Origin of the sequence: Mycobacterium europaeum, assembly GCF_034555895.2 — a bacterium.
GTDB classification, from domain to species: domain Bacteria; phylum Actinomycetota; class Actinomycetes; order Mycobacteriales; family Mycobacteriaceae; genus Mycobacterium; species Mycobacterium europaeum.
The window spans coordinates 766,524-788,571 of sequence record NZ_CP157315.1; the positions used below are offsets into that span (position 1 = coordinate 766,524).

At 69.0% G+C, this 22,048-nt stretch carries 18 protein-coding genes and 1 pseudogene; 10 read left to right on the top strand and 9 right to left on the bottom strand.

Features of this window, described 5'->3' with window-relative positions; genetic code table 11:
* Positions 1-3: 3 nt before the first annotated feature.
* The 3 genes from U8D42_RS03755 to U8D42_RS03765 all read left to right on the top strand — a co-directional run bounded on the left by U8D42_RS03755 (position 4) and on the right by U8D42_RS03765 (position 3,160).
* Positions 4-831, top strand: coding sequence for a uracil-DNA glycosylase (locus tag U8D42_RS03755; protein ID WP_322859479.1), 828 nt, complete (start codon positions 4-6; stop codon positions 829-831).
* Positions 828-1,958, top strand: a complete 1,131-nt coding sequence (locus U8D42_RS03760) for an FAD-binding protein (RefSeq protein WP_322859180.1) — start codon at positions 828-830, stop codon at positions 1,956-1,958. The genes U8D42_RS03755 and U8D42_RS03760 overlap by 4 nt, the downstream gene beginning before the upstream one ends.
* A gap of 170 nt (positions 1,959-2,128) precedes the next feature.
* Positions 2,129-3,160, top strand: coding sequence for an LLM class flavin-dependent oxidoreductase (locus U8D42_RS03765; RefSeq protein ID WP_322859478.1), 1,032 nt, complete (start codon positions 2,129-2,131; stop codon positions 3,158-3,160).
* Positions 3,161-3,164: 4 nt separating this feature from the next.
* On the opposite strand, the gene U8D42_RS03770 is transcribed toward U8D42_RS03765, so the two are convergent.
* From U8D42_RS03770 to U8D42_RS03780, 3 genes are all read right to left on the bottom strand, one after another.
* Positions 3,165-7,088, bottom strand: a complete 3,924-nt coding sequence (locus tag U8D42_RS03770) for a bifunctional diguanylate cyclase/phosphodiesterase (RefSeq protein ID WP_322859179.1) — start codon at positions 7,086-7,088, stop codon at positions 3,165-3,167.
* An 89-nt stretch (positions 7,089-7,177) separates the two neighbouring features.
* A complete protein-coding gene (locus tag U8D42_RS03775) occupies positions 7,178-7,624 on the bottom strand; it encodes a nitroreductase family deazaflavin-dependent oxidoreductase (RefSeq protein ID WP_322859178.1) in 447 nt (148 codons plus the stop codon).
* A 10-nt stretch (positions 7,625-7,634) separates the two neighbouring features.
* Positions 7,635-8,063 carry an HIT family protein gene (locus tag U8D42_RS03780; protein WP_322859177.1) on the bottom strand — a complete coding sequence of 143 codons (429 nt, stop codon included), beginning with the start codon at positions 8,061-8,063 and terminating at the stop codon, positions 7,635-7,637.
* Positions 8,064-8,100: 37 nt separating this feature from the next.
* On the opposite strand from U8D42_RS03780, the gene U8D42_RS03785 reads away from it, so the two are divergent.
* Entirely contained in the window at positions 8,101-9,501 is a 1,401-nt protein-coding gene (locus U8D42_RS03785) for an amidase (RefSeq protein WP_322859176.1), read from the top strand.
* On the opposite strand, the gene U8D42_RS03790 is transcribed toward U8D42_RS03785, so the two are convergent.
* Positions 9,496-9,990 carry a DNA-deoxyinosine glycosylase gene (locus tag U8D42_RS03790; RefSeq protein WP_322859175.1) on the bottom strand — a complete coding sequence of 165 codons (495 nt, stop codon included), beginning with the start codon at positions 9,988-9,990 and terminating at the stop codon, positions 9,496-9,498. The genes U8D42_RS03785 and U8D42_RS03790 overlap by 6 nt on opposite strands.
* A 137-nt stretch (positions 9,991-10,127) precedes the next feature.
* Between U8D42_RS03790 and U8D42_RS03795 the strand changes: the two genes are divergently transcribed.
* Together U8D42_RS03795 and U8D42_RS03800 are read left to right on the top strand one after the other, a co-directional pair.
* Positions 10,128-11,246 (top strand): adenylate cyclase regulatory domain-containing protein, encoded by a 1,119-nt coding sequence (locus U8D42_RS03795; RefSeq protein ID WP_085241586.1) that lies wholly within the window; start codon positions 10,128-10,130, stop codon positions 11,244-11,246.
* Between the two features lie 310 nt (positions 11,247-11,556).
* Positions 11,557-12,132 carry a hypothetical protein gene (locus U8D42_RS03800; RefSeq protein WP_322859174.1) on the top strand — a complete coding sequence of 192 codons (576 nt, stop codon included), beginning with the start codon at positions 11,557-11,559 and terminating at the stop codon, positions 12,130-12,132.
* A gap of 65 nt (positions 12,133-12,197) precedes the next feature.
* Here the strand turns inward: U8D42_RS03800 and U8D42_RS03805 are convergent, their stop codons facing one another.
* Genes U8D42_RS03805 through U8D42_RS03815 form a run of 3 tightly spaced genes read right to left on the bottom strand, consistent with a single transcriptional unit; the run spans position 12,198 to position 16,044 of the window.
* Positions 12,198-12,347, bottom strand: a complete 150-nt coding sequence (locus tag U8D42_RS03805; protein ID WP_322859173.1) for a hypothetical protein — start codon at positions 12,345-12,347, stop codon at positions 12,198-12,200.
* 35 nt (positions 12,348-12,382) lie between these two features.
* Positions 12,383-14,281, bottom strand: coding sequence for an ABC transporter ATP-binding protein (locus U8D42_RS03810; protein ID WP_322859172.1), 1,899 nt, complete (start codon positions 14,279-14,281; stop codon positions 12,383-12,385).
* The gene (locus tag U8D42_RS03815; protein WP_322859171.1) at positions 14,278-16,044 is read right to left on the bottom strand and encodes an ABC transporter ATP-binding protein; all 1,767 of its coding nucleotides are present in this window, start codon (positions 16,042-16,044) and stop codon (positions 14,278-14,280) included. Before U8D42_RS03815 ends, U8D42_RS03810 begins: the two co-directional genes overlap by 4 nt.
* Before the next feature lie 181 nt (positions 16,045-16,225).
* Here U8D42_RS03815 and U8D42_RS03820 point away from each other — a divergent pair, with 181 nt between their 5' ends.
* Both U8D42_RS03820 and U8D42_RS03825 read left to right on the top strand, forming a co-directional pair.
* The gene (locus tag U8D42_RS03820) at positions 16,226-16,738 is read left to right on the top strand and encodes a DUF3558 domain-containing protein (RefSeq protein ID WP_420845673.1); all 513 of its coding nucleotides are present in this window, start codon (positions 16,226-16,228) and stop codon (positions 16,736-16,738) included.
* The gene (locus tag U8D42_RS03825; protein WP_085241553.1) at positions 16,735-17,280 is read left to right on the top strand and encodes a DUF3558 domain-containing protein; all 546 of its coding nucleotides are present in this window, start codon (positions 16,735-16,737) and stop codon (positions 17,278-17,280) included. Before U8D42_RS03820 ends, U8D42_RS03825 begins: the two co-directional genes overlap by 4 nt.
* Before the next feature lie 58 nt (positions 17,281-17,338).
* On the opposite strand, the gene U8D42_RS03830 is transcribed toward U8D42_RS03825, so the two are convergent.
* Positions 17,339-17,839 carry a SixA phosphatase family protein gene (locus U8D42_RS03830; protein WP_142278401.1) on the bottom strand — a complete coding sequence of 167 codons (501 nt, stop codon included), beginning with the start codon at positions 17,837-17,839 and terminating at the stop codon, positions 17,339-17,341.
* Positions 17,840-17,844: 5 nt separating this feature from the next.
* Positions 17,845-18,145 (bottom strand): annotated as a pseudogene (locus U8D42_RS03835) (HNH endonuclease signature motif containing protein); the annotation flags it as partial.
* Positions 18,146-18,270: 125 nt separating this feature from the next.
* Between U8D42_RS03835 and U8D42_RS03840 the strand changes: the two are divergent.
* A complete protein-coding gene (locus U8D42_RS03840) occupies positions 18,271-19,422 on the top strand; it encodes a metallophosphoesterase family protein (protein ID WP_322859170.1) in 1,152 nt (383 codons plus the stop codon).
* Entirely contained in the window at positions 19,419-22,040 is a 2,622-nt protein-coding gene (locus tag U8D42_RS03845) for an AAA family ATPase (protein WP_348636937.1), read from the top strand. The genes U8D42_RS03840 and U8D42_RS03845 overlap by 4 nt, the downstream gene beginning before the upstream one ends.
* Positions 22,041-22,048: the final 8 nt, after the last annotated feature.

Here is a 22,048-nt window from a genome sequence, read left to right on the forward strand (position 1 = left end):
TGGCTGCAGGATGTTGATGTGCTCGTCCACCCTCGTACCGGCCAGCCGTTCGATTCTCCGGTGGTCCCCGGCACCGGCTGGCCGGGCGATCCGGCCACCCCGGAGACGGAGGTGGCCGCCGACGCCGCACAGGTCGCCGCGCTGGCGCACGACGCCGCGTCGATCCGCGAACTCGACGCCGTGATCAGCGTCTGCCGCGCCTGCCCGCGCCTGGTCGACTGGCGCGAGGACGTGGCCGTGCTGAAACGACGTGCCTTCGCCGACCAGCCGTATTGGGGCCGCCCGGTGCCGGGCTGGGGGTCGGAACGGCCCTGGCTGTTGATCGTCGGGTTGGCGCCCGCCGCGCACGGCGCCAACCGGACGGGCCGCATGTTCACCGGCGACCGGTCCGGCGATCAGCTCTATGCCGCGCTGCACCGGGCCGGGCTGGTGAACCAGCCGACCAGCGTGGATGCGGCGGATGGCTTGCGGGCCAACGGGGTTCGCATCGCCGCGCCGGTGCGGTGCGCGCCCCCGGCCAACGCGCCGACGCCGGCGGAGCGCGACACCTGCTGGCCCTGGCTGGAGGCCGAATGGCGGCTGGTCGCCGAGCACGTGCGCACGATCGTGGCGTTGGGCGGGTTCGCCTGGCAAATCGCGCTGCGGCTGCCGGGCGCGTCCGCGATGCGCAAGCCGCGATTCGGCCACGGGGTCGTGGCGCAATTCGCGCCCGGCGTGCGATTACTCGGCTGCTACCACCCCAGCCAGCAAAACATGTTTACCGGTAGGTTGACACCAGCAATGCTCGACGACGTTTTTCGCGACGCGAAAAGGCTGGCAGGGATCAAGTGACCGACGTTCTGATTTCCGGCGCCAGCGTCGCCGGTGCGACGACGGCTTATTGGCTTGGGCGGCATGGCTATTCGGTCACCGTGGTGGAGCGCCACCCCGGGCCGCGGCCGGGTGGTCAGGCGATCGACGTGCGCGGGCCGGCGCTGGGGGTGCTGGAGCGCATGGGCCTGCTGGCCGCCGCCCAGAAACGAAAGACGCAAATCCGCGGCGCCTCCATCGTCGACCGCGACGGCAACGAACTGTCCCGCGACACCGAGTCGACGCCCACGGGCGGGCCCATCGACAGCCCGGACATCGAGCTCCTGCGTGACGACCTGGTCGAATTGCTGTACGGCGCAAGCCAATGGACGGCGGAATACATCTTCGATGACACCATCACCGGGCTGGACGACGACGGTGCGGCCGTCCACGTGACCTTCGAACGTGCCCCCGCGCGCAGCTTCGACTTGGTCATCGGCGCGGACGGATTGCACTCGAACGTGCGCCGGTTGGTCTTCGGCCCCGAGGAGCGATTCATCGAGCGGCTGGGCACGCACGCGGCGATCTTCACCGTGCCCAATTTCCTCGACCTGGACTACTGGCAGACCTGGCATTACGGGGACGCCAGCATGGCCGGGGTCTACAGCGCCCGCAACAACACCGAGGCCCGCGCCATGCTCGGATTCATGGACGCCGATCTGCGGATCGACTACCGCGACACGGAGGCGCAGTTCGCCGAGCTGCAGCGGCGGATGGCCGACGACGGGTGGGTGCGTCCGCAGTTGCTGGAATACATGCGCAGCGCACCGGATTTCTACTTCGACGAGATGTCGCAGATCAAGATGGACCGTTGGTCGGTAGGCCGGGTCGCGCTGGTCGGCGACGCCGCATATTGCTGCTCGCCGTTGTCGGGCCAGGGGACCAGTGTCGCCCTGCTGGGCGCCTACATCCTGGCCGGCGAGCTCGCGACGGCCTCCCACGACGGCACGGTTGATTACGGGCTCGGCTTCGCCAACTACCACAAAGAATTCAGCGACTACGTCAAGCGCAACCAATGGCTGGTCGTCGACAACATCCCGGGCGGGGCTCCCATACCGCAGGAGGTCTTCGACCGCATCGTCAGCTCGATCACGCTCAAGGACTACTGAGCCTGAAGCGCCTGGCGGTGATTGTGAAACGTGGGCTTTGATTGTGCAACGTGGGCGCAAGACCGGCCGGATTCCCGCCCCGCGTTCACACCCAAAGCCGTGAGCGCACGATCACTGCCGTGCCGCTGAGCCGAGGGAACGTTCGCGGGCCGCACGGCGTTGACGCGAACGTGCGTCTTTCCGTCCTCGATCTCGTCCCGGTGCGCTCGGATCAGACGAGCGCCGACGCGCTCGCGGCAACCGTGCAGTTGGCGCAGGCGGCGGATCGGCTGGGTTTCACGCGCTACTGGGTCGCCGAGCATCACAACATGCCCTCCGTCGGCGCCACCAGCCCGCCGGTCCTGATCGCCTATCTGGCCGCGCAAACCTCGCAGCTGCGTCTCGGGTCCGGCGGCGTGATGCTGCCCAATCACGCGCCGCTGGCGGTGGCCGAGCAGTTCGCGCTGCTGGAAGCCGCCGCGCCGGGCCGCATCGACCTGGGCATCGGCCGAGCGCCCGGGTCCGACCCGGTGACCTCCTATGCGCTGCGCGGCGGCCGCGGCGACGAAGACATCGAGAACTTTCCGGAATACCTCGACGACGTGGCGGCGCTGATGAGCGCGCGCGGCGTCGTGGTGCCGCTGCGCTCGGGCGACTACCGGCTCAAGGCCACCCCCGCGGCCGCCGGTGAGCCGCGCCTGTGGCTGCTGGGCTCGTCGATGTACTCGGCTCACCTGGCCGCCGCCAAGGGGCTGCCCTACGTGTTCGCGCACCACTTCTCGGGCCAGGGAACCGAGGAGGCGCTCGAGGTGTACCGTTCCCGGTTCAAGCCCAGCGCCCTCACGCCCGAGCCGCTGACGTTTTTGACGGTGAACGCCGCGGTGGCCGAAACCCGCGACGAGGCAACGGCATTGATGCTGCCCAATCTGCAGATGATGGCGAAGCTGCGCACCGGACAGCCCCTGGGGCCCGTGCCGCTGGTCGAGGAGGCCGAAGGCGCGGAGCTGACCGAACAGCAGCAGCGGATCGTGGAGAGCGGACTGCGGCGAGCCGTCCTCGGTACGCCCGCCGAGGCCGCCGAGCAGTTACGGGCGCTCGCCCAACGGTTCGAGGTCGACGAGGTGATGGTCAACCCGGTGGCCTCGGCTCGCCGCGGCACCGGTCCGGCAACCGCGCCGGCGCGGGTGGCGACGCTGGAACTGCTCGCCAAGGAATTGTTCTAGCCGCTCACTCCGGCACACCGGATTTCTGCGAATCGATGGGGCCCGCGACCGCGCTCCTGCCGGTGATCCAGCGCCGCAGTTCCTCCGGCGGCAACGGCGGGCTGTGCACGAAACCCTGGGTGATGGTGCAGCCGTAACGCCGCAGCGCGCTCAGGGTGGCGTCGTCTTCGACGCCCTCGGCGACGAGGTCGGCACCCAGGTTCTGCGCCAGGTCCACGGTGGACTGCACGATGGCCACCGATCGGGGATCCTGCGCCAACCGCGCCACGAATCGCCGGTCCAGCTTGAGCTCGTCGACCGAGACATCCTGCAGGCGGGCCAGCGACGACCATCCGGTGCCGTAGTCGTCCAGCGAGATGCGAACGCCGAGTAGCTGCAGGGCGGCGACGGTGTTGCGGGAGCGCTCCGAGTCGACGAGGGCGCTCTCGGTGATCTCGATGATCAGTGCGTCGGGGGGCAGCCCGTGGGTCCGCAGCAACCGTTCGATGGTGACCGCGAGGTCGAGGTCGAGCAGGTTCGTCGTCGACAGGTTCACCGCGACGGTCAGCGCAATGCCCTGGTCGCGCCACAACCGGATCTGTTCGAGGGTGAGGTTGATGGTCCGATTGGCCAACGTGCGCATCAAACCGGCGCGTTCGGCGGACGGGAGGAACTCCTCCGGCAACAGCAGCCCGCGGGCGGGGTGTTGCCAGCGCAGCAGCGCCTCGACGCTGTGCACGCTCCCGTCGCTCGCGTTGACCTTGGGCTGGTAATGGAGCGTCAGCTCGTCGCCATCGATGAGCGCGGCGCGTAGTTCCCGGATGAGGTTGGGATCGTGGTCGCGATCCACCTCGAAGCCGGACTCGTACACCGCGATCTTGCTCAGTGCGGACTTGGCGTACGGGATCGCGGCCTCCGCCCGATTCAACAGCTCCTGCGGGTGGTCGCAATGATCGGGGTACAGCGCGATGGCGACGCAGGCGTCGATCTGCACACTGATCGCGTCCAGTTCGAACGGGATGCTGATGGCCTCGAGTAACCGACTCGCCTGGGCCCGCGCGGCGGTGAGGTCGGATCCCACCCCGAGCAGGATGGCGAATTCTTCATCGCTCACGCGGGCGAGCAGGTCGTCGCGACGCACGTTGTGCGCGAGCCGGTTTGCGACGCGCCACAACAGCTCTTCGCCGAAGTGGCGACCAACCGAGGCGTTGATCTCCCGCAGCTTGTGGAGATCCAGCAGGAGCAGCGCACGACGCGACGACGTTCCCACGGGCGAGTCCGAAGCCGACAGCGCGGTGAGCGCCGTTGCCAGCGATCGCCGATTCGGCAGGGTGGTCAATTGGTCCGTCATGGCCTGTTTGTGGCTTTCGGCCAGCAGGCTGACATCCCGGAACGTCACCGAGAATCGCGCGGCGACGGCCACCAGGCTCAGGGCGGCGAGCGTCGATGCGAGCCGCGAATCGTGCCCCAGAATGGTGACGCCGAGTGCCACGACGGTGCACGTCACCGGAACGGCATAGGAGTCGAGTCCGCGCCGCGTTGCCGGTGCCGCCGATGACCCACGGGCCCAGCTGGCCATCGCCACCAACAGCGAGGACGCCGGCCAGAGCGCGTCGAGCGAGGTACCCACCCGGTATGAGCCCGCCGACGTCTGGAAGAGGTATGCCGTGTCCGCAACCGCGAAACCCACCAGCCCGGCGACCAGCAGGGCCCACCGGAACTCGCTGCGCCAGCCCAGGATCGGCAGCATGCCGACGGCCAGGGCCAGCAGCACCAAGTCGCCCCAGGGATAGATCAGGCCGACCAACACCGTCGCGGGCGTGCGGTCCGCGGCGGCGTGCATGGGTCCGGCCCGCAGCGCCGCGGCCAGCGCGGCCACGGCCAACGCGCACACCAGGGAATCGAGGCGTACCGGCATCGGTACCCGCTTCAGGCGGGCCCGCATCAGCAGCAAGATCCCGGCAAAGACGAACGGGTAGAACGCCAGGTACTCGGGATCGGCGACCGACGGCGACTGCGCGTTCGGCACCCACAACGCGTACACGACGTCACCGAGCGCCGAGAGCGCCATGCCCGCGGCGATCAAAGACCACGCCCGCCGGTCGGCTTTGAGGCGGTATGCGCGAACGGCGATCAGCCCGGCCGCCAGCAGGTTCAACGCCGAATACAGGGATTTGGTGAAGAAGACGCTGTGACTGGCAATCGGCGAGACGACGCTGGCCACCGTGAAGGAGACCACGCCGATGATCAAGGCCGCCAGGGCAATCCGGATTGGCGTCGGGGGCCAGCGGACGCCGTCGATCCCGCCCTGCGGTCGCGCGGGTCTTGACACGGCCACGTCGGCGGCCCGCCTGAGCATCGGCTCGGCGCTCCTCACGGCGGCCTCCACCGCCGCGGCGGCCGACTCGGCGGGCGGGATGGCCGGGAGGGAATAGGACAGGGGCAAATCGGGCACGAAGCTCCGAACACATTGGCCCCCTTCCCGTTTGGCCGTGTACATGGCCAGGTCGGCGTGCCGGAGGAGCTGCTCGACGGTGCAGTCCGACGCGGCGGTGGCGACGGTGAAACCGACACTCGGCCGGACCGCTATGGGAACCCCGTCGACCACGATCGGGGTGTTGAACGCGTCGAGGACCCGATGGGCCGTCCCGTGTGATTCTTCGATGGGACCCTCGAGGAGGACGGCGAATTCGTCGCCACCGAGGCGAGCGGTGACGCACTTGTCGCCCAGGGTGGTGGTGAGTCGTCCGGCGACCCGGACCAGCAGTTCGTCACCGGCCGGGTGGCCCAGGGCGTCGTTGACCGACTTGAAGTTGTCGAGGTCGAGGCACAACACCCCGATGGGCGCGATGCCGCAATCCTGCCGGGCGACGGCCTGTTCCAGCCGGTCAAGGAAATACGCCCGGTTGGCCAGTCCCGTCAGGCTGTCGCGAAACGCCTCCCGCGCCACCTCGGACAGCAGGCTCTGGTTCTCCGTCAACATGACGAACTGACGCACGAGCACCGCGGCGACGAGAACGCCCAGCGCGGCCAGCAACGGGCCGTGCGCCATCAAGCCCGCCACGTGGCCCATCCCCACCGCGGCGGCCACCAGCAACGGCAGGTAGGGAAGCCACAGCCGGGTACGCGACCGTATTTCGTCGGCGCGCGAGGGCGGCGACGGGACCTCGTGGACGCTCGACAGCGCGGCCAGCGCGATCATGCCCAGCCCACCCACTCTGCCCAGGTCCACGAGATCGCTGACCTGGTAGCTGCCGATCCCGCTCTTGAACACCATCGCGATGTCGGCGACGCTGATCATCAGCACGCCGCCGGCCAGCAGGTTGCGGCTCGGCGGGTCGCCGCGACGAACCCGCGACAACATCAAGATCGCGGTGGTCAGCAGGACGATGTCGTTGAATACCTCGGCGAGGGTCGTCACCCGCGAGCCGCTGTCCTGGCGCAGCTGCTGGTCGACGACGAAGACCCACGACACCACGAACAGCGACGTCGCCACGATGAGGCCGTCCAGCACCAGACGCCGCGGACTGTGGCGGGAAAAGCGCGACAACAGGACCAGCGACGTGAAGGTGCCGAACGGCCAGAGCAACAGGACGATCTCGGCGGCGGCGGGATGGGTGGCGTGGGCCAGTTCCGGACGCACGTCGTACACGGCCCAGATGACCTCGCCCGCCGCCCAGCCCAGCTGGGCCGTCACCATCGCCAGCCATCCGTACCTGTGCCGGCCGGCCGCGGACCGGGCCGCGTAGCCGGCGAAACCCGCCCCCGACAGCAGGCAGACCGCCAGCGCGATTTCATCGACCGGCCGGGTCGCGTAGACGCCCCGCCAGCCCCCGATCGAGGATGCGACCACCAGCGTGGCCGCCAGACCATACACGCCGACGACGAGCCAACCGACTCGCGGGGGCAGCCTGAATCGCCGCCAGGGATTGCCCGCCCAGGGTTGCATACCGCTCCAGCCGATCCGCGCCGTGCGATGACCAATCGAGGAGATCACCGCACGCTAGTGGAGAATAAACCCCCGCGCCAGGCTCGGGGTCAGCGCCGTGTGAGCACGACGACGGGAATCGGCCGCGACGTCTTCTGCTGGTAGGCGGTGTAGCGGTCGCCGTTGTTCTTGTTGACGATCTGCCACAGCCGCGGGTAATCGGCGTCGTCGGGCAGCACCGGGCGAGCGGTGACCGCAAAACGTTTTGGGCCGACGTTGATTTCCACGTCCGGATTCTTCCGCAGGTTGTGGTACCAGCCGGGCGCGCGCGGGTCGCCGCCCTTGGAAGCGACGACCAAATAGTCATCGCCGTCGCGCGCATAGGTGAGCGCCGCGGTTCGCGGTTGGCCGGTCTTGGCGCCCACGGTGTGCAGCAGCAGGCTGGGTATCAGCAGGAAGCGGTGACCGATCCAGCCGTTCGTCTTGCGATACACGCTGTCGTGCAGGCGCAACATCGGGGGCAGTACACGCTGTTCGACCCAGGACGGAAATGCCATCAGCCCAGTATTACTGGCTGGCGTCGATGCGGGCCAGCGCCGAACGCAGGATGTGCGCGGTGGCGTCCCGGTCGGGGTCGCGCCTCAGCAGCATCCCCTTGGCGACCGACAGCTTGTCGCCGTTGCGTCGGGGCAGCACGTGCAAATGAATGTGGAACACCGTCTGGAAGGCGGCGCTGCCGTCGTTGATGGCGATGTTGGTCGCGTCGGCCAATTCCGTTGTGCGGGCGGCACGGGCGATCCGCTGGCCGATGGTGATCATCCCGGCCAGCGTCTCGGGCGGGGTGTCGGTGAGGTCCACGGTGTGGCGTTTGGGGATGACGAGGGTGTGCGCTCGGGCGAACGGGCGGATGTCGAGGATGGCCAGATAGTCGTCATCTTCACAGATCCGGATGGCCGGGGCCTCCCCGGCGATGATCGCACAGAACACGCAGGACATGTCGCCCACGGTACTGGCCGGGGGATACGCTGCCGCAGTGGACGCTCGCGATGTGGCTTATGCCGGCGCGGCCACTCAGGCCCGGATGCTGGCCGACGGTGAGCTGACCGCGCCCGGGCTGCTCGAGATCTACCTGGAGCGGATCGCGCGGCTGGACAGCCAATTGCGCTGCTATCGCGTGGTGTTCTCCGACAGCGCGCGTGATGAGGCCGCCGTCGCGCAGGACCGCCTCGACGCCGGCGAGCGGCTGCCGCTGCTCGGGGTGCCGATCGCGATCAAGGACGACGTCGACGTCGCAGGCGAGGTGACGACGTACGGCAGCGGCGGACACCGGCCCGCGGCGACCTCCGACGCGGAGGTGGTCCGCCGGCTCCGCGCCGCCGGCGCCGTCATCCTCGGCAAAACCAATGTGCCCGAGCTGATGATGTTTCCCTACACCGAGTCGCTGGCCTTCGGGGCTACCCGCAATCCGTGGAACCTCACCCGCACGCCGGGCGGCAGCAGTGGCGGCAGCGCGGCCGCGGTGGCCGCCGGCCTGGCTCCGCTGGCGCTGGGCTCGGACGGTGGCGGCTCGATTCGCATCCCGGCGATCTGGTGCGGCCTGTTCGGTGTCAAACCGCAACGGGATCGGGTGTCGTTGGAGCCGCACGACGACGCGTGGCACGGGCTCAGCGCCAACGGCCCGCTGGCCCGGTCGGTGCTGGACGCCGCGCTATTCCTCGACGCGACGGCGACGGTTTCCGAAGTGTCCGGCCCGAGCGGCGAGTTCGCGGCCGCGGCGACGCGTGACCCCGGCCGGCTGCGCATCGCCTTGAGCACGAAGGTCCCCACGCCGCTGCCCGTCAGGATCGGCAAGCAGGAGCTCACGGCGGTCGAGCAGGCCGGCGCGTTGCTGCGCGACCTGGGCCATGACGTGATCCGCGCCGACCCCGACTATCCACCGTCGGCCATCATGACCAATTACCTTCCCCGCTATCTGCGGGGCATCAGCGACGACGCCGACGCGCTGGGGCATCCCGAACGTCTCGAAGCGCGCACCCGCAACCTGGCGCGCGCCGGCTCGCTGTTCTCCGATCGCCGGATGGTTGCCCTCCGCGAGGCCGAGGCGGCGGTGAGCGCCCGGATTCAGTCGATCTTCGACGACGTCGACGTCGTCGTCACGCCGGGCAATGCCACGGGCCCGTCCCGCATCGGCGCTTACCAACGCCGCGGCGCGGTGTGGACGCTGCTGGCGGTGGCGCAGCGCGTGCCCTACCAGCAGGTGTGGAACCTGACCGGTCAGCCCGCCGCGGCCGTGCCATGGGACTTCGACGGCGACGGCCTGCCGATCGGCGTCCAGCTGGTGGGCCGGCCGTTCGCGGAGGCGACGTTGTTGTCGCTGGCCGCCCAGATCGAGTCGGCGCGGCCGTGGGCGCACCGGCGACCGCCGGTGTCATGAAGGAAGGATTTCGCGCCAGGCGGCCAGCTTGACGCCCGGCCGGACGGCGTGGGCCGGGCTCGTCGACGGTAGCCGCCGGTAGTGAATCCGCTTGTCGGCCTCGGCCAGCCTGCGGTACAACTCGGCGGCCTTGGCGCCGTTGAAGTAGACGCGTGTGATGGCGGGGTACCGCGCGAACAGTTCGCCGAAGTCGTTGACCACCACGCTCTTGGGTTCGATCGCCGAATCCGCGCTGCCGGCCCGGCGGCACGCGCCCACCACGTCCCAGAGGGCCACGCCGGCCGATTGCAGGGCGGCCAGCCGCTTTTCGTACGGCGCCGCCGCGTCGAACCCGAACAGCTCGGCGGTGATCGCCCAGAACGCGTTTCGCGGATTGCCGTAGTACTGGCCCGCCTCCAGCGACTGGGGGCTCGGGAAGGAACCCAGGATCAGCACCCGGGCGTGCTCGTCGACGACCGGCGGGAATCCCCGCAGCAGCGGTGCGCTCATCACTGCCCATCATGGCGCGCATCTCGGTTCGCCGGCGTCGACCCGCTTCGCCCGGCTTCGCCGCGCTCGCGATCGATGGGGCCGATTTGCGTCGACCCGCTTCGCCCGGCTTCGCCGCGCTCGCGATCGACGCGGGCCTGTACGTTGGCGACGTGGACGGGGACCTGCTCGGCGGACTCGAGGGCAGCGCACGCGCTGAACGGGCGGAGCTGGTCGAGTGGCTGCTCGAGCAGGGCATCACCGCCGACGAGATCAGGGCCACCAACCCGCCACTGTTGCTGGCCACCCGCCACCTGATCGGTGACGACGGCACCTACGTGTCCGCCCGCGAGATCAGCGAGACGCACGGCATCGACCTGGAGCTGTTGCAACGGGTGCAGCGCGCGATCGGCCTTGCCCGGGTGGAGGATCCCGACGCGGTCGTGCACATGCGGGCCGACGGCGAAGCGGCCGCCTACGCGCAGCGTTTCGTCGAGCTCGGCCTGGATCCCGAGCAAGTGGTGCTGGTGGTCCGGGTGCTCGCCGAAGGTCTGTCGCGCGCCGCCGAGGTTATGCGCTATACGGCGCTTTCGGCGATCATGCGGCCCGGGGCCACCGAGCTGGAAATAGCCAAGGCGTCAAAGGCTTTGGTCGGCGAAATCGCGCCCGAGCTCGGTCCGATGATCCAGCACATGCTGTTCATGCAGCTGCGCCACATGATGGAGACCGAAGCGGTCAACGCGGCCGAACGCGCCGCCGGCAAGCCGCTGCCGGGCGCGCGCCAGATCACCGTCGCCTTCGCCGACCTCGTCGGCTTCACCCGGATCGGTGAAGCGGTGTCGCCGGAGGAACTGGGACATCTGGCCAATCGACTGGCGGTCCTGGCCCGAGACATCACCGTCCCGCCGGTGCGATTCATCAAGACGATCGGCGACGCGGTGATGTTCGTCTGCCCCGACCCGCTGCCCATGCTCGACGTGGTGGTGAAGCTGGTGGACGCGGTGGACACCGACAACGACTTCCCGCGGCTACGGGCGGGCGTGGCCTCCGGCATGGCCGTGAGCCGGGCGGGCGACTGGTTCGGCAGTCCGGTCAACGTCGCCAGCCGGGTCACCGGCGTGGCGCGTCCGGGCACCGTGCTCGCGGCGGATTCGGTCTGGGAGACGGTGGGGGACACCGGCGAGTTCAACGGATCGTTCGCAGGTGCGCGCCGCCTCAAGGGCATCAAAAACGAGGTCAAGCTCTTCCGTATTCGCCGGGGCGACGGCGGAAACTGAGTCGCAAAGCCGGCCGACATGGGCAGGCCCGGACGACTCTGGGGGCGTGGGCTCCGTCATGCGCGGGTCCTACGCGGCCGGTCTTCTACCCTGACTTCCGGCGCTTTGAATTGGTCGTATCCGGGCCTGCTTCGCTACCAAAAATACAACGCCGAACAGCCCATATCAACGGGTCTTGCGCACTTAAACACAGCTTTCGCGGACGGAGGTCGGCGGCTTCGTCGCCCACCGCGCGCCTGCCGTCGCCTCGCGGCGTTCGCCGCCGGTGAACGCTGTTCCCTAACATATGTAACGGTGTAATCATGTAATGATGAAATCTCATCACACGCACGGCCGGCGCTACGGCCGCCCCGGTGGCTGGCAGCAAGCTCAGCAGCCCGACGCCAGCGGCGCCGCGGAATGGTTCGCCGGGCGCCTGCCCGAAAGCTGGTTCGACGGGGACCCAACGGTCATCGTCGACCGCGAGGAGATCACCGTCATCGGACGGCTGCCCGAGCCCCAGGGCCCGGAGCAGGAGACCGAGGCGCGCGCGGAAGGGCGCGCCTCCCGGTTCCGCGAGGAATCCCGTTCGGAGCGAATGCACATCGCCGACGAGGCGCAGGATCGCTACGGGCGCAAGGTGTCCTGGGGCGTCGAGGTCGGTTCCAAATCCGGCACGGAACGAATCCTGTTCACTCACATCGCGGTACCGGTGATGACGCGGCTGAAGCAACCCGAACGGCAGGTGCTCGATACGCTGGTGGATGCCGGTGTCGCCCGGTCTCGCGCCGACGCGCTGGCGTGGTCGGTCAAGCTGGTCGGTGAACATGCCGAGGAATGGCTGGCCAAGCTGCGTAGCGCCATGTCGGCGGTCGACGACTTACGCGCCGAGGGGCCGAACCTTTAGCCCCAGGCCGGTGCCCTTACCCGCTGAATCGTAACGAGTTGTCCCGGTTGGGTTTTGACCATATCTCACCCGCCGTAGTTGGTCCACCAGGTGTGCAGGTCCTCGAGCGCGGGCGGATCCCCGTAGACGTCGCAGAGCATGAGTTTGGCCTCGTTGGTCCAGATCACGTTCGGATGGTTCTTGTAGGTGCCGCACGCGATCATGCCGGCGGTCACCGCCGGGGTGGTGTCGTGGTGCCAGCCGCAAGGTGCTATGCCCGTGTCATGGCGTAGTAGGCGCCCCGGCGGGCCAGCAACTCGGCATGGCTGCCTTGCTCGACGACCCGGCCGTCCTCGACCACGACGATGCGGTCCGCGTCCCGAATAGTCGAAAGACGGTGGGCGATGATGAAACTCGTGCGGTCTCGGCGCAGCTCCGACATGGCGCGGGCGATGAGCGCCTCGGTGCGGGTGTCGACCGAACTGGTCGCCTCGTCGAGGATCAACAGCCGGGGCCGGGCCAGGAAGGCGCGCGCGATGGTGATGAGCTGCTTCTCGCCGGCGCTGATGTTGCCACCGCCACCGCTGACCCGTGTCTGGTAGCCGTCCGGCAGGGTGTGCACAAACCGGTCGACGTAGGCCGCCTTCGCGGCTTGCACCACCTCGTCCGCACTGGCGCCGGGCCGCCCGTAGGCGATGTTCTCCGCGATCGTCCCGTCGAAGAGCCAGGTGTCTTGCAGGACCATGCCGATCCGCGACCGCAGCGACTGCCTGCTCACGGTCGTGATGTCGACGCCGTCGACCAGGATCCGGCCGGAATCGACGTCGTAGAACCGCATCAGCAGGTTCACCAGTGTGGTCTTGCCGGCGCCGGTGGGCCCGACGATCGCCACCGTGGTTCCGGGTTCGGCCACCATCGACAGGTCGTGGATCACCGGGGTGTTCGGGCGGTAGCCGAAGCTGACGTGCTGGAACTCGACTCGGCCGGTGAGGGCCGCGTGCGGCCGCGGCACGGCGCCCGCGGCGTCGGGTGATTCCTCGGGTTCGTCGAGCAGATCGAATACCCGCTCGGCGCTGGCCACCCCGGACTGCAGGGTGTTGTACATCCCGGCCACCTGGCCGAGCGGGCTGTTGAACTGCCGCACGTATTGGATGAAAGCCTGGATCCCGCCGAGGGTGATGTGGCCGGTGGCGACCTGCAGGCCGCCCACCACGGCGACGGCCACGTAGCCGAGGTTGCCGATGAACCCCGTCGCCGGCGCCACAAGGCCCGAGAAGAACTGGGCGCCGAAACTGGCCCGGTACACGTCGTCGTTGCAGTCGCGAAACTGCGCGCGCGCCGCGGCCTGGTGGCCGAACGTCTTGACCACCGTGAAGCCGCTGTACGTCTCCTCGATATGGGCGTTGAGGCGACCGATGCTCGTCCACTGCGCCACGAACAGGCGCTGGGCGCGCCGCGCGATCGCGCGTGTCGCCAGCAGGGTCAGCGGCACCGTAGCGACGGTGATCAGGGCCAACAGCGGCGAGATGGACACCATCATCGCCAGCACGGCGACCACCGTCAGGATCGACGTCACCAGCTGGCTGATGGTCATCGACAGCGACGACTGCACGTTGTCGATGTCGTTGGTCACCCGGCTCAGCAGCTCACCGCGTTGCCGGCCGTCGAAGTAGGACAGCGGCAGCCGGTGGATCTTGTCCTCGACGTCCGAACGCAGCGCGACCATGGTGCGCTGCACGGTGACGTTGAGCAGCCGCGCCTGCGCCCAAATCAGCAACGCCGAAACCAGATACAGGCCCAGCGCCAGCGCCAGTGTTCGCGCCACCGCGCCGAAGTCCACGCCCTTGCCCGGCACCACGCTCATCCCCGACAGCAGGTCGGCGAAGGTGCCCTCGCCCCGCGCGCGGGCCGCGGCGACGGCCTGGGCCTTGGTGATGCCCACGGGCAGCTGTCGCCCGATGACGCCGTTGAACAACAGATCCGTGGCGTGGCCGAGGATGCGCGGGACGATGACCCCGATCACCGTCCCGGTGACCCCCAGGCCGATCACGGCGACGCTCAGCCGGCGTTGCGGTGTAAGCCTTTTCACCAGCCGGGTGGCCGACCCCCAGAAGTCACGAGACCGGCCCGCGGGGGCCGGCGCCACACCGCGAGTCACCGCCGCGGTCATGGCAAGCCCCCCGCGTGGCCCGATCCCACGGCGCTCACCGACTGCGAGTCGGCGAATTCCGCGTAGGTGGGGCAGTCGGTGAGCAACGATTCGTGGGTGCCGGTGCCCACCAGTCGTCCGTTGTCGATGACGATCACCTGATCGGCCTGGGCGGCGGTCGAAACCCGTTGGGTGACAACGATGACGGTCGCCGCGGCCGCTACCTGTTGCAGCGACGCGCGGACCCGCGCGTCGGTGTGCACGTCGAGCGCGCCGAACGAGTCGTCGAAAAGATAGATGGCGGGGCGGCGGATGACCGCCCGGGCGATCGCCAGTCGTTGCCGCTGACCGCCGGAGAAGTTGATACCGCCCTGGGCCACCCGCATCCGGAGCCCGTCGTCGTGTGCGCGCACGAATCCGTCGGCGTCGGCCACCCGCAACGCTTCCCACATCTTGTCGTCGGTCACCACCTGGTTCGGGGTCGCGCCGATGCGGAGATTGTCGGCCACGGTGCCGGAGAACAGGTAGCCGCGTTGGGGAACCAGCCCGATCGCGGACCACAGCCGCTCGGTGTGGTAGTCGCGGACGTCGATGTCGTCGACCAGCACGGCGCCGCCGGTCACGTCGTAGAGCCGGCAGATCAGCGACACCAGCGTCGACTTGCCCGACCCGGTGCTGCCGACGATGGCCGTGGTGGTGCCGGGACGTGCGGTCAACGAAACATCTTGCAGCACCGGGCGGTCAGCGCCCGGATAGCTGAAGGTGGCGCCGTCGAGGCGCACCACCCCGGTGATCCCGCCGGGCGGGAACGCCGGCCGCTGCGGATCGGTCACCGCGGCCCGGGTGGAGAGCACCTCGGTGATCCGTTCGGCGCACACGGATGCTCGCGGCAGCACCACTAGCGTCATGGTGGCCATCAGCACCGCCATGAGGATCTGGGTGAAGTAGGCCAGGAAGGCGGTCAGCGAGCCGACCTGCATCTGGCCGCGATCGATGCGCAGCCCGCCGAACCAGATCAGCGCGACGCTGGACACGTTGACGGTCAGCGTGGTCACCGGCAGCATCACCGCCTGCCAGTTGCCGGCGGTGAGCGCGGTGTGCGACAGCGCGGCGTTGGCGCGGGCGAATCGGTCGCGCTCATAGCGTTCGCGGGCGAACGCACGGACGACGCGGACGCCGGAGAGTTGGTCGCGCATCACCCGGTTGATGCCGTCGATCAGGCCCTGCATCCTGCGGAACAGGGGCAGCATGTGCGACATCACCCAGTAGTTGGTCAGCGCCATGATGGGAACGCTGACCAGCAGGAGCCAGGTCAGCGCGGCCTCCTGGTGGATCGCCATCAGGATTCCGCCCACGCACATGATGGGCGCAGTGACCAGCACGGTGCTCGATATCTGAACCAGGTATTGAATCTGGCGGACGTCGTTGGTGCTGCGCGTCAACAGCGTGGGCGCGCCGAAGCGGGCGGTCTCATGCTCGGAGAAGGTCGTGATGTGTTCGAACATCGCCGCGCGCAGGTCGCGACCGAAGCCCATCCCGGTTCGCGACCCGAAGTAGATCGCCCCGACCGCGCACAACACCTGCAGTCCGGTGACCGAGAGCATCACCATGCCGAGCCTGACGATCGTGGACGTGTCGCCCTTGGCGACGCCCTCGTCGATGATCGCGGCGTTGACCGTCGGCAGGTACAGCGACGCCAGGGTGCTGGTTGCCTGGAGCACCATCAGCACCGCGACCAGCCGCCGGTACGGCCGGATGTACTGGCGCAGCAGTGCCAGGAGCATTTCGTAACTGTCGCACACGGCGCGTCTGGCGGCGTAACTGAAACGCCTGCTCAGGCGCGTCGGTGGTTGACCCGGTGAGCTGCCGCTACAGTGCATCGTGTGGACCGGGAGCAGGCTGAGCAAGAGCAGGGTAGCGGTGCGGCGTAACGCGAGGGCGCTCGCCGTAGCGGCGTCAGCCTTGATGATCCTGGTGCCCGCGGTTGCCGCGTGCTCCGCCTCCGGCGGCAACAAACCGGGTGCGACGTCCTCGTCGGCGCCCGCGAACTCGGAGGGCCATCACGGGCCGATGTTCCCCCAGTGCGGGGGCATCAGCGACCAGACCGTGGCGGAACTGACCAAGGTGACCGGCCTGATCAACACCGCCCGGAACTCCGTCGGCTGCCAGTGGCTGGCGGGCGGCGGCATCCTCGGTCCGCACTTTTCCTTTTCCTGGTATCGCGGCAGCCCGATCGGGCGTGAACGCAAGACCGAGGAGTTGTCGCGCGCCAGCGTCGACGACATCAACATCGACGGACACGGCGGATTCATCGCCATCGGCAACGAGCCCAACCTCGGTGACTCGCTCTGCGAGGTGGGCATCCAATTCCAGGACGACTTCTTCGAATGGTCGATCAGCTTCAGCCAAAAGCCCTTCCCGCCGCCATGCGACATAGCCAAGGAACTGGCACGTCAGTCGATTGCGAACTCGAAATGACCAGAAGAAGCGTCCGCGCAGTTGTAGCGATCTTGATCACCGCGCTGGTGTTGACCGGATGTTCGCGGTCCATCGCCGGCAACGCCGTGAAGGCCGGGTCGGGCGGCGTCCCCCGCAACAACAACTCCCAGCAGCAGTATCCGAACCTGCTCAAGGAGTGTGAGGTGCTCACCAGCGACATCCTCGCCAAGACGGTGGGTGCCGACCCGCTCGACATTCAGAGCACGTTCGTCGGCGCGATCTGCCGGTGGCAGGCGGCCAACCCTGCCGGGCTGATCGACATCACGCGGTTCTGGTTCGAGCAGGGCAGCCTCAGCAACGAACGCAAGGTCGCCGACTTCCTGAAGTACAAGGTCGAGTCCCGCAACATCGCCGGGATCGATTCGATCGTGATGCGCCCGGACGACCCGAACGGCGCATGCGGAGTCGCCAGCGACGCCGCGGGCGTGGTCGGGTGGTGGGTCAACCCCCAGGCGCCCGGCATCGACGCCTGCGGGCAGGCGCTCAAGCTGATGGAGCTGACCCTGGCCACCAACTCCTAGGTCAGCGCGGCGACGATGCGGCCCGCGAAGCGGGGCGAGGAGGAGCCGGGCAATCGGACTAGCGCGGGATTTCGAAGGCGATCAGCGCGGCCCGGCCGAGCTCGAGGTCTTTCCATGTGAACGGCACCGTCAGCACCGCGATCGCCGACGTCGGGAACTTGGCCGAGATCCGTTCGGCGGCAGCGGCGTCGGTGCCAGTGCCGGCCAGGCCGAGAGCCAGGCCGGACATCGTCGGCTCGTGACCGACCACCAGCAGCGTCTGAACGTCGTCGCCGACCGCGTTGATCTCTTCGATCATGGTGCCGGGCGTGGCGCCGTAAAGCCGCTCGCGGTACCGCACCGGGCCGTCAATGCGGGTGTTGGCCAACGTCTGACGCGCACGCGTCGCGGTGGAGCACAGCACGGCGTCGATGGCTGGAGCGTTGGCGCGCAGCCAATCGCCGGCGAGTCCCGCTTGCTTGACACCGCGGGGCGCCAGCGGCCGGTCGTGGTCGGCGACCCCGGGCGGGTAGTCAGACTTCGCGTGACGCATCAACAGCAATGTGCGCGGATCTTCCACGCGAGTCACGCTAACGCCTGGGCCGCGTCGTCGTCATCGTCGTCGTTGCGGAGGAGGAGTTTTTCTCCGGTGGTGGTAGGTGTTGGTGCGGGGTTGGCCGGTGTCTTGGTGGGGTGGGGGGATCCATTCGGTGTCGCCCTTGGTGTTTTTGCGGGTGGTCCAGCCGTCGGGTTCGAGCATGCGGTGGTGGGGTCCGCAGGCGAAGGTGAGGTTGTCGATGTCGGTGCGCCGGCACGGGGTCCAGTCGGTGACGTGGTGGACTTCGGAGAGGTAGCCGGGCACGGTGCAGCACGGTGCGGTGCAGCCGCTCAAAAAATTGCCGCAAAATAGCCGCTCGGAGACCTGCCGATCGAGGTCCCGCGTCTTGTCGGTGCGCGGACATAAGCTCGCGATGCCCTGGTAACCACGCAGTCCGAAAGGGGGCCGCCGACATGCGATTCCTGCACACTGCCGACTGGCAGCTCGGCATGACGCGGCACTTCCTCGCCGGGGACGCCCAGCCGCGCTACTCAGCGGCCCGGCGCGACGCGGTGGCCGGTCTGGGAGCGCTGGCCGCGGAGGTGGGCGCCGAGTTCGTCGTGGTGTCCGGCGATGTCTTCGAACACAATCAGCTTCCCCCGCGCGTCGTCGGGCAGTCCCTGGAAGCCATGCGCGCCATCGGGATTCCGGTCTACCTACTGCCCGGCAACCACGATCCGCTCGACGCCTCGTCCGTGTACACCAGCGCGCTGTTCACCACCGAACGTCCCGACAACGTGATCGTGCTCGACCGGGCCGGCGCTCATCAGGTGCGGCCCGGGCTGGAGATCGTCGCCGCCCCATGGCGATCCAAGGCCCCCACCACCGACCTGGTCGCCGAAGTCGTCGAACAGCTGACCCCGGAACCGGTCACCCGGATCCTCGTCGCGCACGGCGGGGTCGACGTACTGGACCCCGATCGTGACAAACCCTCCCTGATCCGGCTCGCCGCCCTCGACGACGCGCTGGCGACCGGAACCGTGCACTACGTCGCACTGGGAGACAAGCATTCCCGCACCCGCGTCGGCGACACCGGCCGGGTCTGGTACTCCGGGGCACCGGAAGTCACCAACTTCGACGACGTGGAATCTGACCCCGGCCACGTCCTCATCGTCGACATCGACGAGACGGACCCCCACCGCGCCGTCACGGTGGAATCGCGGCACGTGGGCCGCTGGCGGTTCGTCACCTTGCACCGACAGGTCGACACCAGTCGCGACATCGCCGATCTCGACATGAACCTGGACCTGATGACCGAGAAGGACCGCACGGTGGTGCGCCTGGCGCTCACCGGGTCACTGACGGTCACCGACCGCGCCGCGCTCGATGCCTGCCTGGACAAGTACGCGCGGTTGTACGCCTGGCTCGGCCTGTGGGAACGCCACACCGATCTGGCGGTCATCCCGGCCGACGGCGAATTCAGCGATCTCGGTATCGGTGGATTCGCCGCCGCGGCGGTCGACGAGTTGGTGGCGACCGCACGCGAGGGGGACTCCGAGACGGCCGTCGACGCGCAGGCGGCCCTGGCGCTGTTGCTCCGCCTCACCGATCGGGGCGCCGCGTGAAGTTGCACCGCTTGGTCCTGACGAATTACCGCGGCATTGCGCACCGGGAGATCGAGTTCCCCGACCACGGCGTCGTGGTGGTGTGCGGGGCCAACGAGATCGGCAAGTCGTCCATGATCGAAGCCCTCGACCTGCTGCTCGAGTCCAGGGATCGTTCGACCAAGAAGGAAGTCAAGCAGGTCAAACCCACCCACAGCGACGTCGGCTCGGAGGTCAGCGCCGAATTAAGCTGCGGCCCTTATCGATTCGTCTACCGCAAACGCTTCCACAAGAAGTGTGAAACCGAGCTGACGATTAAGGCGCCGCACCGCGAACAGCTCACCGGCGACGAGGCGCACGAACGCGTCCGCGCCATGCTGGCCGAGACGGTGGACAGCGATCTGTGGCACGCCCAGCGGGTGCTGCAGTCCGCGTCGACCGCCGCGGTGGACCTGTCGGGCTGTGACGCGCTGTCCCGCGCGCTCGACGTGGCGGCCGGCGACACCGGGGCGTTGTCCGGCGCCGAGCCGCTGCTCATCGAGCGAATCGACGCCGAATATGGCCGCTACTTCACCCCTACCGGGCGCCCCACGGGTGAGTGGGCCGCGGCGATCACCCGGCTCGCGGACGCCGAGGCCGCGGTCGCGGAGTGCGCGGCGGCGGTTGCCGAGGTCGACGAGCGGGTGTGCCGGCATGCCGTATTGACAGAACAGGTGGCCGAGTTGTCGCAGCGGCGCATCGCCGCTCGCCCGCGTCTGGCCGCCGCTCGCGAGGCCGCGGAACGGATCGACGAACTCACCGGCCAGGCGCGCGAGGCCGAGTTGATTGCGGCCGCCGCGGCCGCGACGAGCGCCGCGGCCGCAGCCGCCCACCACACACGACTGCAACTGCTCGCCGAAATTGACTTCCGCACGGCGGGTGTCGCTGCCGCCGAGACCCAGGCGCAACAAGCGGCCGACGAGCACGCCGGCGCGCACGTCGAAGCCGAGGCCGCCGACGTCGCGGCCCGCGGCGCCACCGAGGCGCTCGAGGACCTGCATCGCCGCGCGGAATCCGCCCGCCGCACCGTCGCTGAGCTGGCCGACCGCGAGGAAGCCGACCGGTTGAGCGCCCGATTGGCCAAGATCGAGGCCATCCAGCGGGACCGCGACCAGGTGTGCGCCGCACTCGCCGATATCGCCGTCACGGAACAGCTGTTGCGGCGAATCGAGGACGCCGCCGTCGCGGTTGATCGCACCGGCGACCAGCTGGCGTCGACGTCCGCGGTGGTCGAGTTCACCGCTTCCGCGGACGTGGAGCTCTCCGTGGGCGGCCAACGGGTTTCGTTGGCCGAGGGGCAAACCTGGTCCGTCACGACCACCGGACCCACCGCGGTCCAGGTCCCCGGCGTTCTGACCGCCCGGATCACCCCCGGCGCGACGACGCTCGATGTCCAAACCAAACACGCTGCCGCGCAAGAAGAGCTGGCTGCGGCGCTGGCAGAGGGCCGGGTAGCCGACCTCGCCGCCGCCCGCTCGGCCGATCAGCGTCGGCGCGAACTGCAGGGTAGCCGCGACCAGCTGAGCGCCACCCTGGCAGGCCTCTGCGGTGACGACGAGATCGACCAATTGCGCTCGCGGCTCGCACAGCTGCGCGCCGGCCAATCGGCCGGGGCGGAACCGGCGGCCGCGGACATCGACGCCGCCCGCGCAGAACTCGATGCGCTCGAGGCCACTCGCGTGGCCGCGGTGGCCGATTGCGACGACCACCGCCGGAACGCCACCGCCGCCGCCACCCGGCTCACCGAGTTGGCCACCCGCGCAACCGTTCTCCAGAACACGCTGGAGACTCAACGCGGCGAGCTTGCCGCGGCCGCCGACAGGCTGGCCCGGGAGCGGGCCTCGGCCGCCGACGACGATCTCGCGTCGGCGGCCGACGCCGCGCTGCAAGGGGCGCGGGCCGCTGAACTTCGTCACACGGAGCTCGCCGACGGCTTGGCGGCTGCCAACCCGGACGCGGTGCGGGCCGAATTGACCGCTGCCACACAGGAATCAGAGGAACTGCGCGAGCGCTACGAGGAGGCCGCCCGCGCGTTGCGCGAGGTCACCATCGAACTCTCGGTGTTCGGCAGTGAGGGCCGGCAAGGCAAGCTCGACGCCGCGGAGTCCGAACGCGAGCACGCCGCCGGCGAGCACATCCGGGTCGGCGGCCGGGCCCGCGCCGCGAGGCTGCTGCGCTCGGTCATGACCCGGCACCGCGACACCACCCGACAGCGGTACGTCGAGCCCTATCGCGCGGAGCTGCAACGGCTGGGCCGCCCGGTGTTCGGGCCCACCTTCGAGGTCGACATCGACAGCGACCTGTGCATTCGCAGTCGCACGCTCGACGGCGTCACGGTGCCCTACGAATCCCTGTCGGGCGGGGCCAAGGAGCAGCTGGCCATCCTGGCGCGGCTCGCGGGCGCCGCCCTGGTCGCCAAGGAGGACGCCGTGCCGGTAGTGGTCGACGACGCGCTCGGCTTCACCGATCCCGACCGGCTGGCCAAGATGGGGGAGGTATTCGACACGGTCGGCACGCACGGCCAGGTGATCGTGCTCACCTGCAGCCCCGACCGGTATGACGGCGTCAAGGGCGCGCACCGCATCGACCTCAGCGCCTAAACCCCCGC

What these genes read in the sequence shown, in the direction of transcription:
- U8D42_RS03820 (WP_420845673.1), top strand. Translation starts at nt 16,226, where the DNA reads ATGATCCTGGTGCCCGCGGTTGCCGCGTGCTCCGCCTCCGGCGGCAAC.
- U8D42_RS03840 (WP_322859170.1), top strand. Translation starts at nt 18,271, where the DNA reads ATGCGATTCCTGCACACTGCCGACTGGCAGCTCGGCATGACGCGGCAC.
- U8D42_RS03810 (WP_322859172.1), bottom strand. Translation starts at nt 14,281, where the DNA reads ATGACCGCGGCGGTGACTCGCGGTGTGGCGCCGGCCCCCGCGGGCCGG.
- U8D42_RS03770 (WP_322859179.1), bottom strand. Translation starts at nt 7,088, where the DNA reads ATGCAACCCTGGGCGGGCAATCCCTGGCGGCGATTCAGGCTGCCCCCG.
- U8D42_RS03825 (WP_085241553.1), top strand. Translation starts at nt 16,735, where the DNA reads ATGACCAGAAGAAGCGTCCGCGCAGTTGTAGCGATCTTGATCACCGCG.
- U8D42_RS03815 (WP_322859171.1), bottom strand. Translation starts at nt 16,044, where the DNA reads ATGCTCCTGGCACTGCTGCGCCAGTACATCCGGCCGTACCGGCGGCTG.
- U8D42_RS03780 (WP_322859177.1), bottom strand. Translation starts at nt 8,063, where the DNA reads ATGTCCTGCGTGTTCTGTGCGATCATCGCCGGGGAGGCCCCGGCCATC.
- U8D42_RS03800 (WP_322859174.1), top strand. Translation starts at nt 11,557, where the DNA reads ATGAAATCTCATCACACGCACGGCCGGCGCTACGGCCGCCCCGGTGGC.
- U8D42_RS03790 (WP_322859175.1), bottom strand. Translation starts at nt 9,990, where the DNA reads ATGAGCGCACCGCTGCTGCGGGGATTCCCGCCGGTCGTCGACGAGCAC.
- U8D42_RS03775 (WP_322859178.1), bottom strand. Translation starts at nt 7,624, where the DNA reads ATGGCATTTCCGTCCTGGGTCGAACAGCGTGTACTGCCCCCGATGTTG.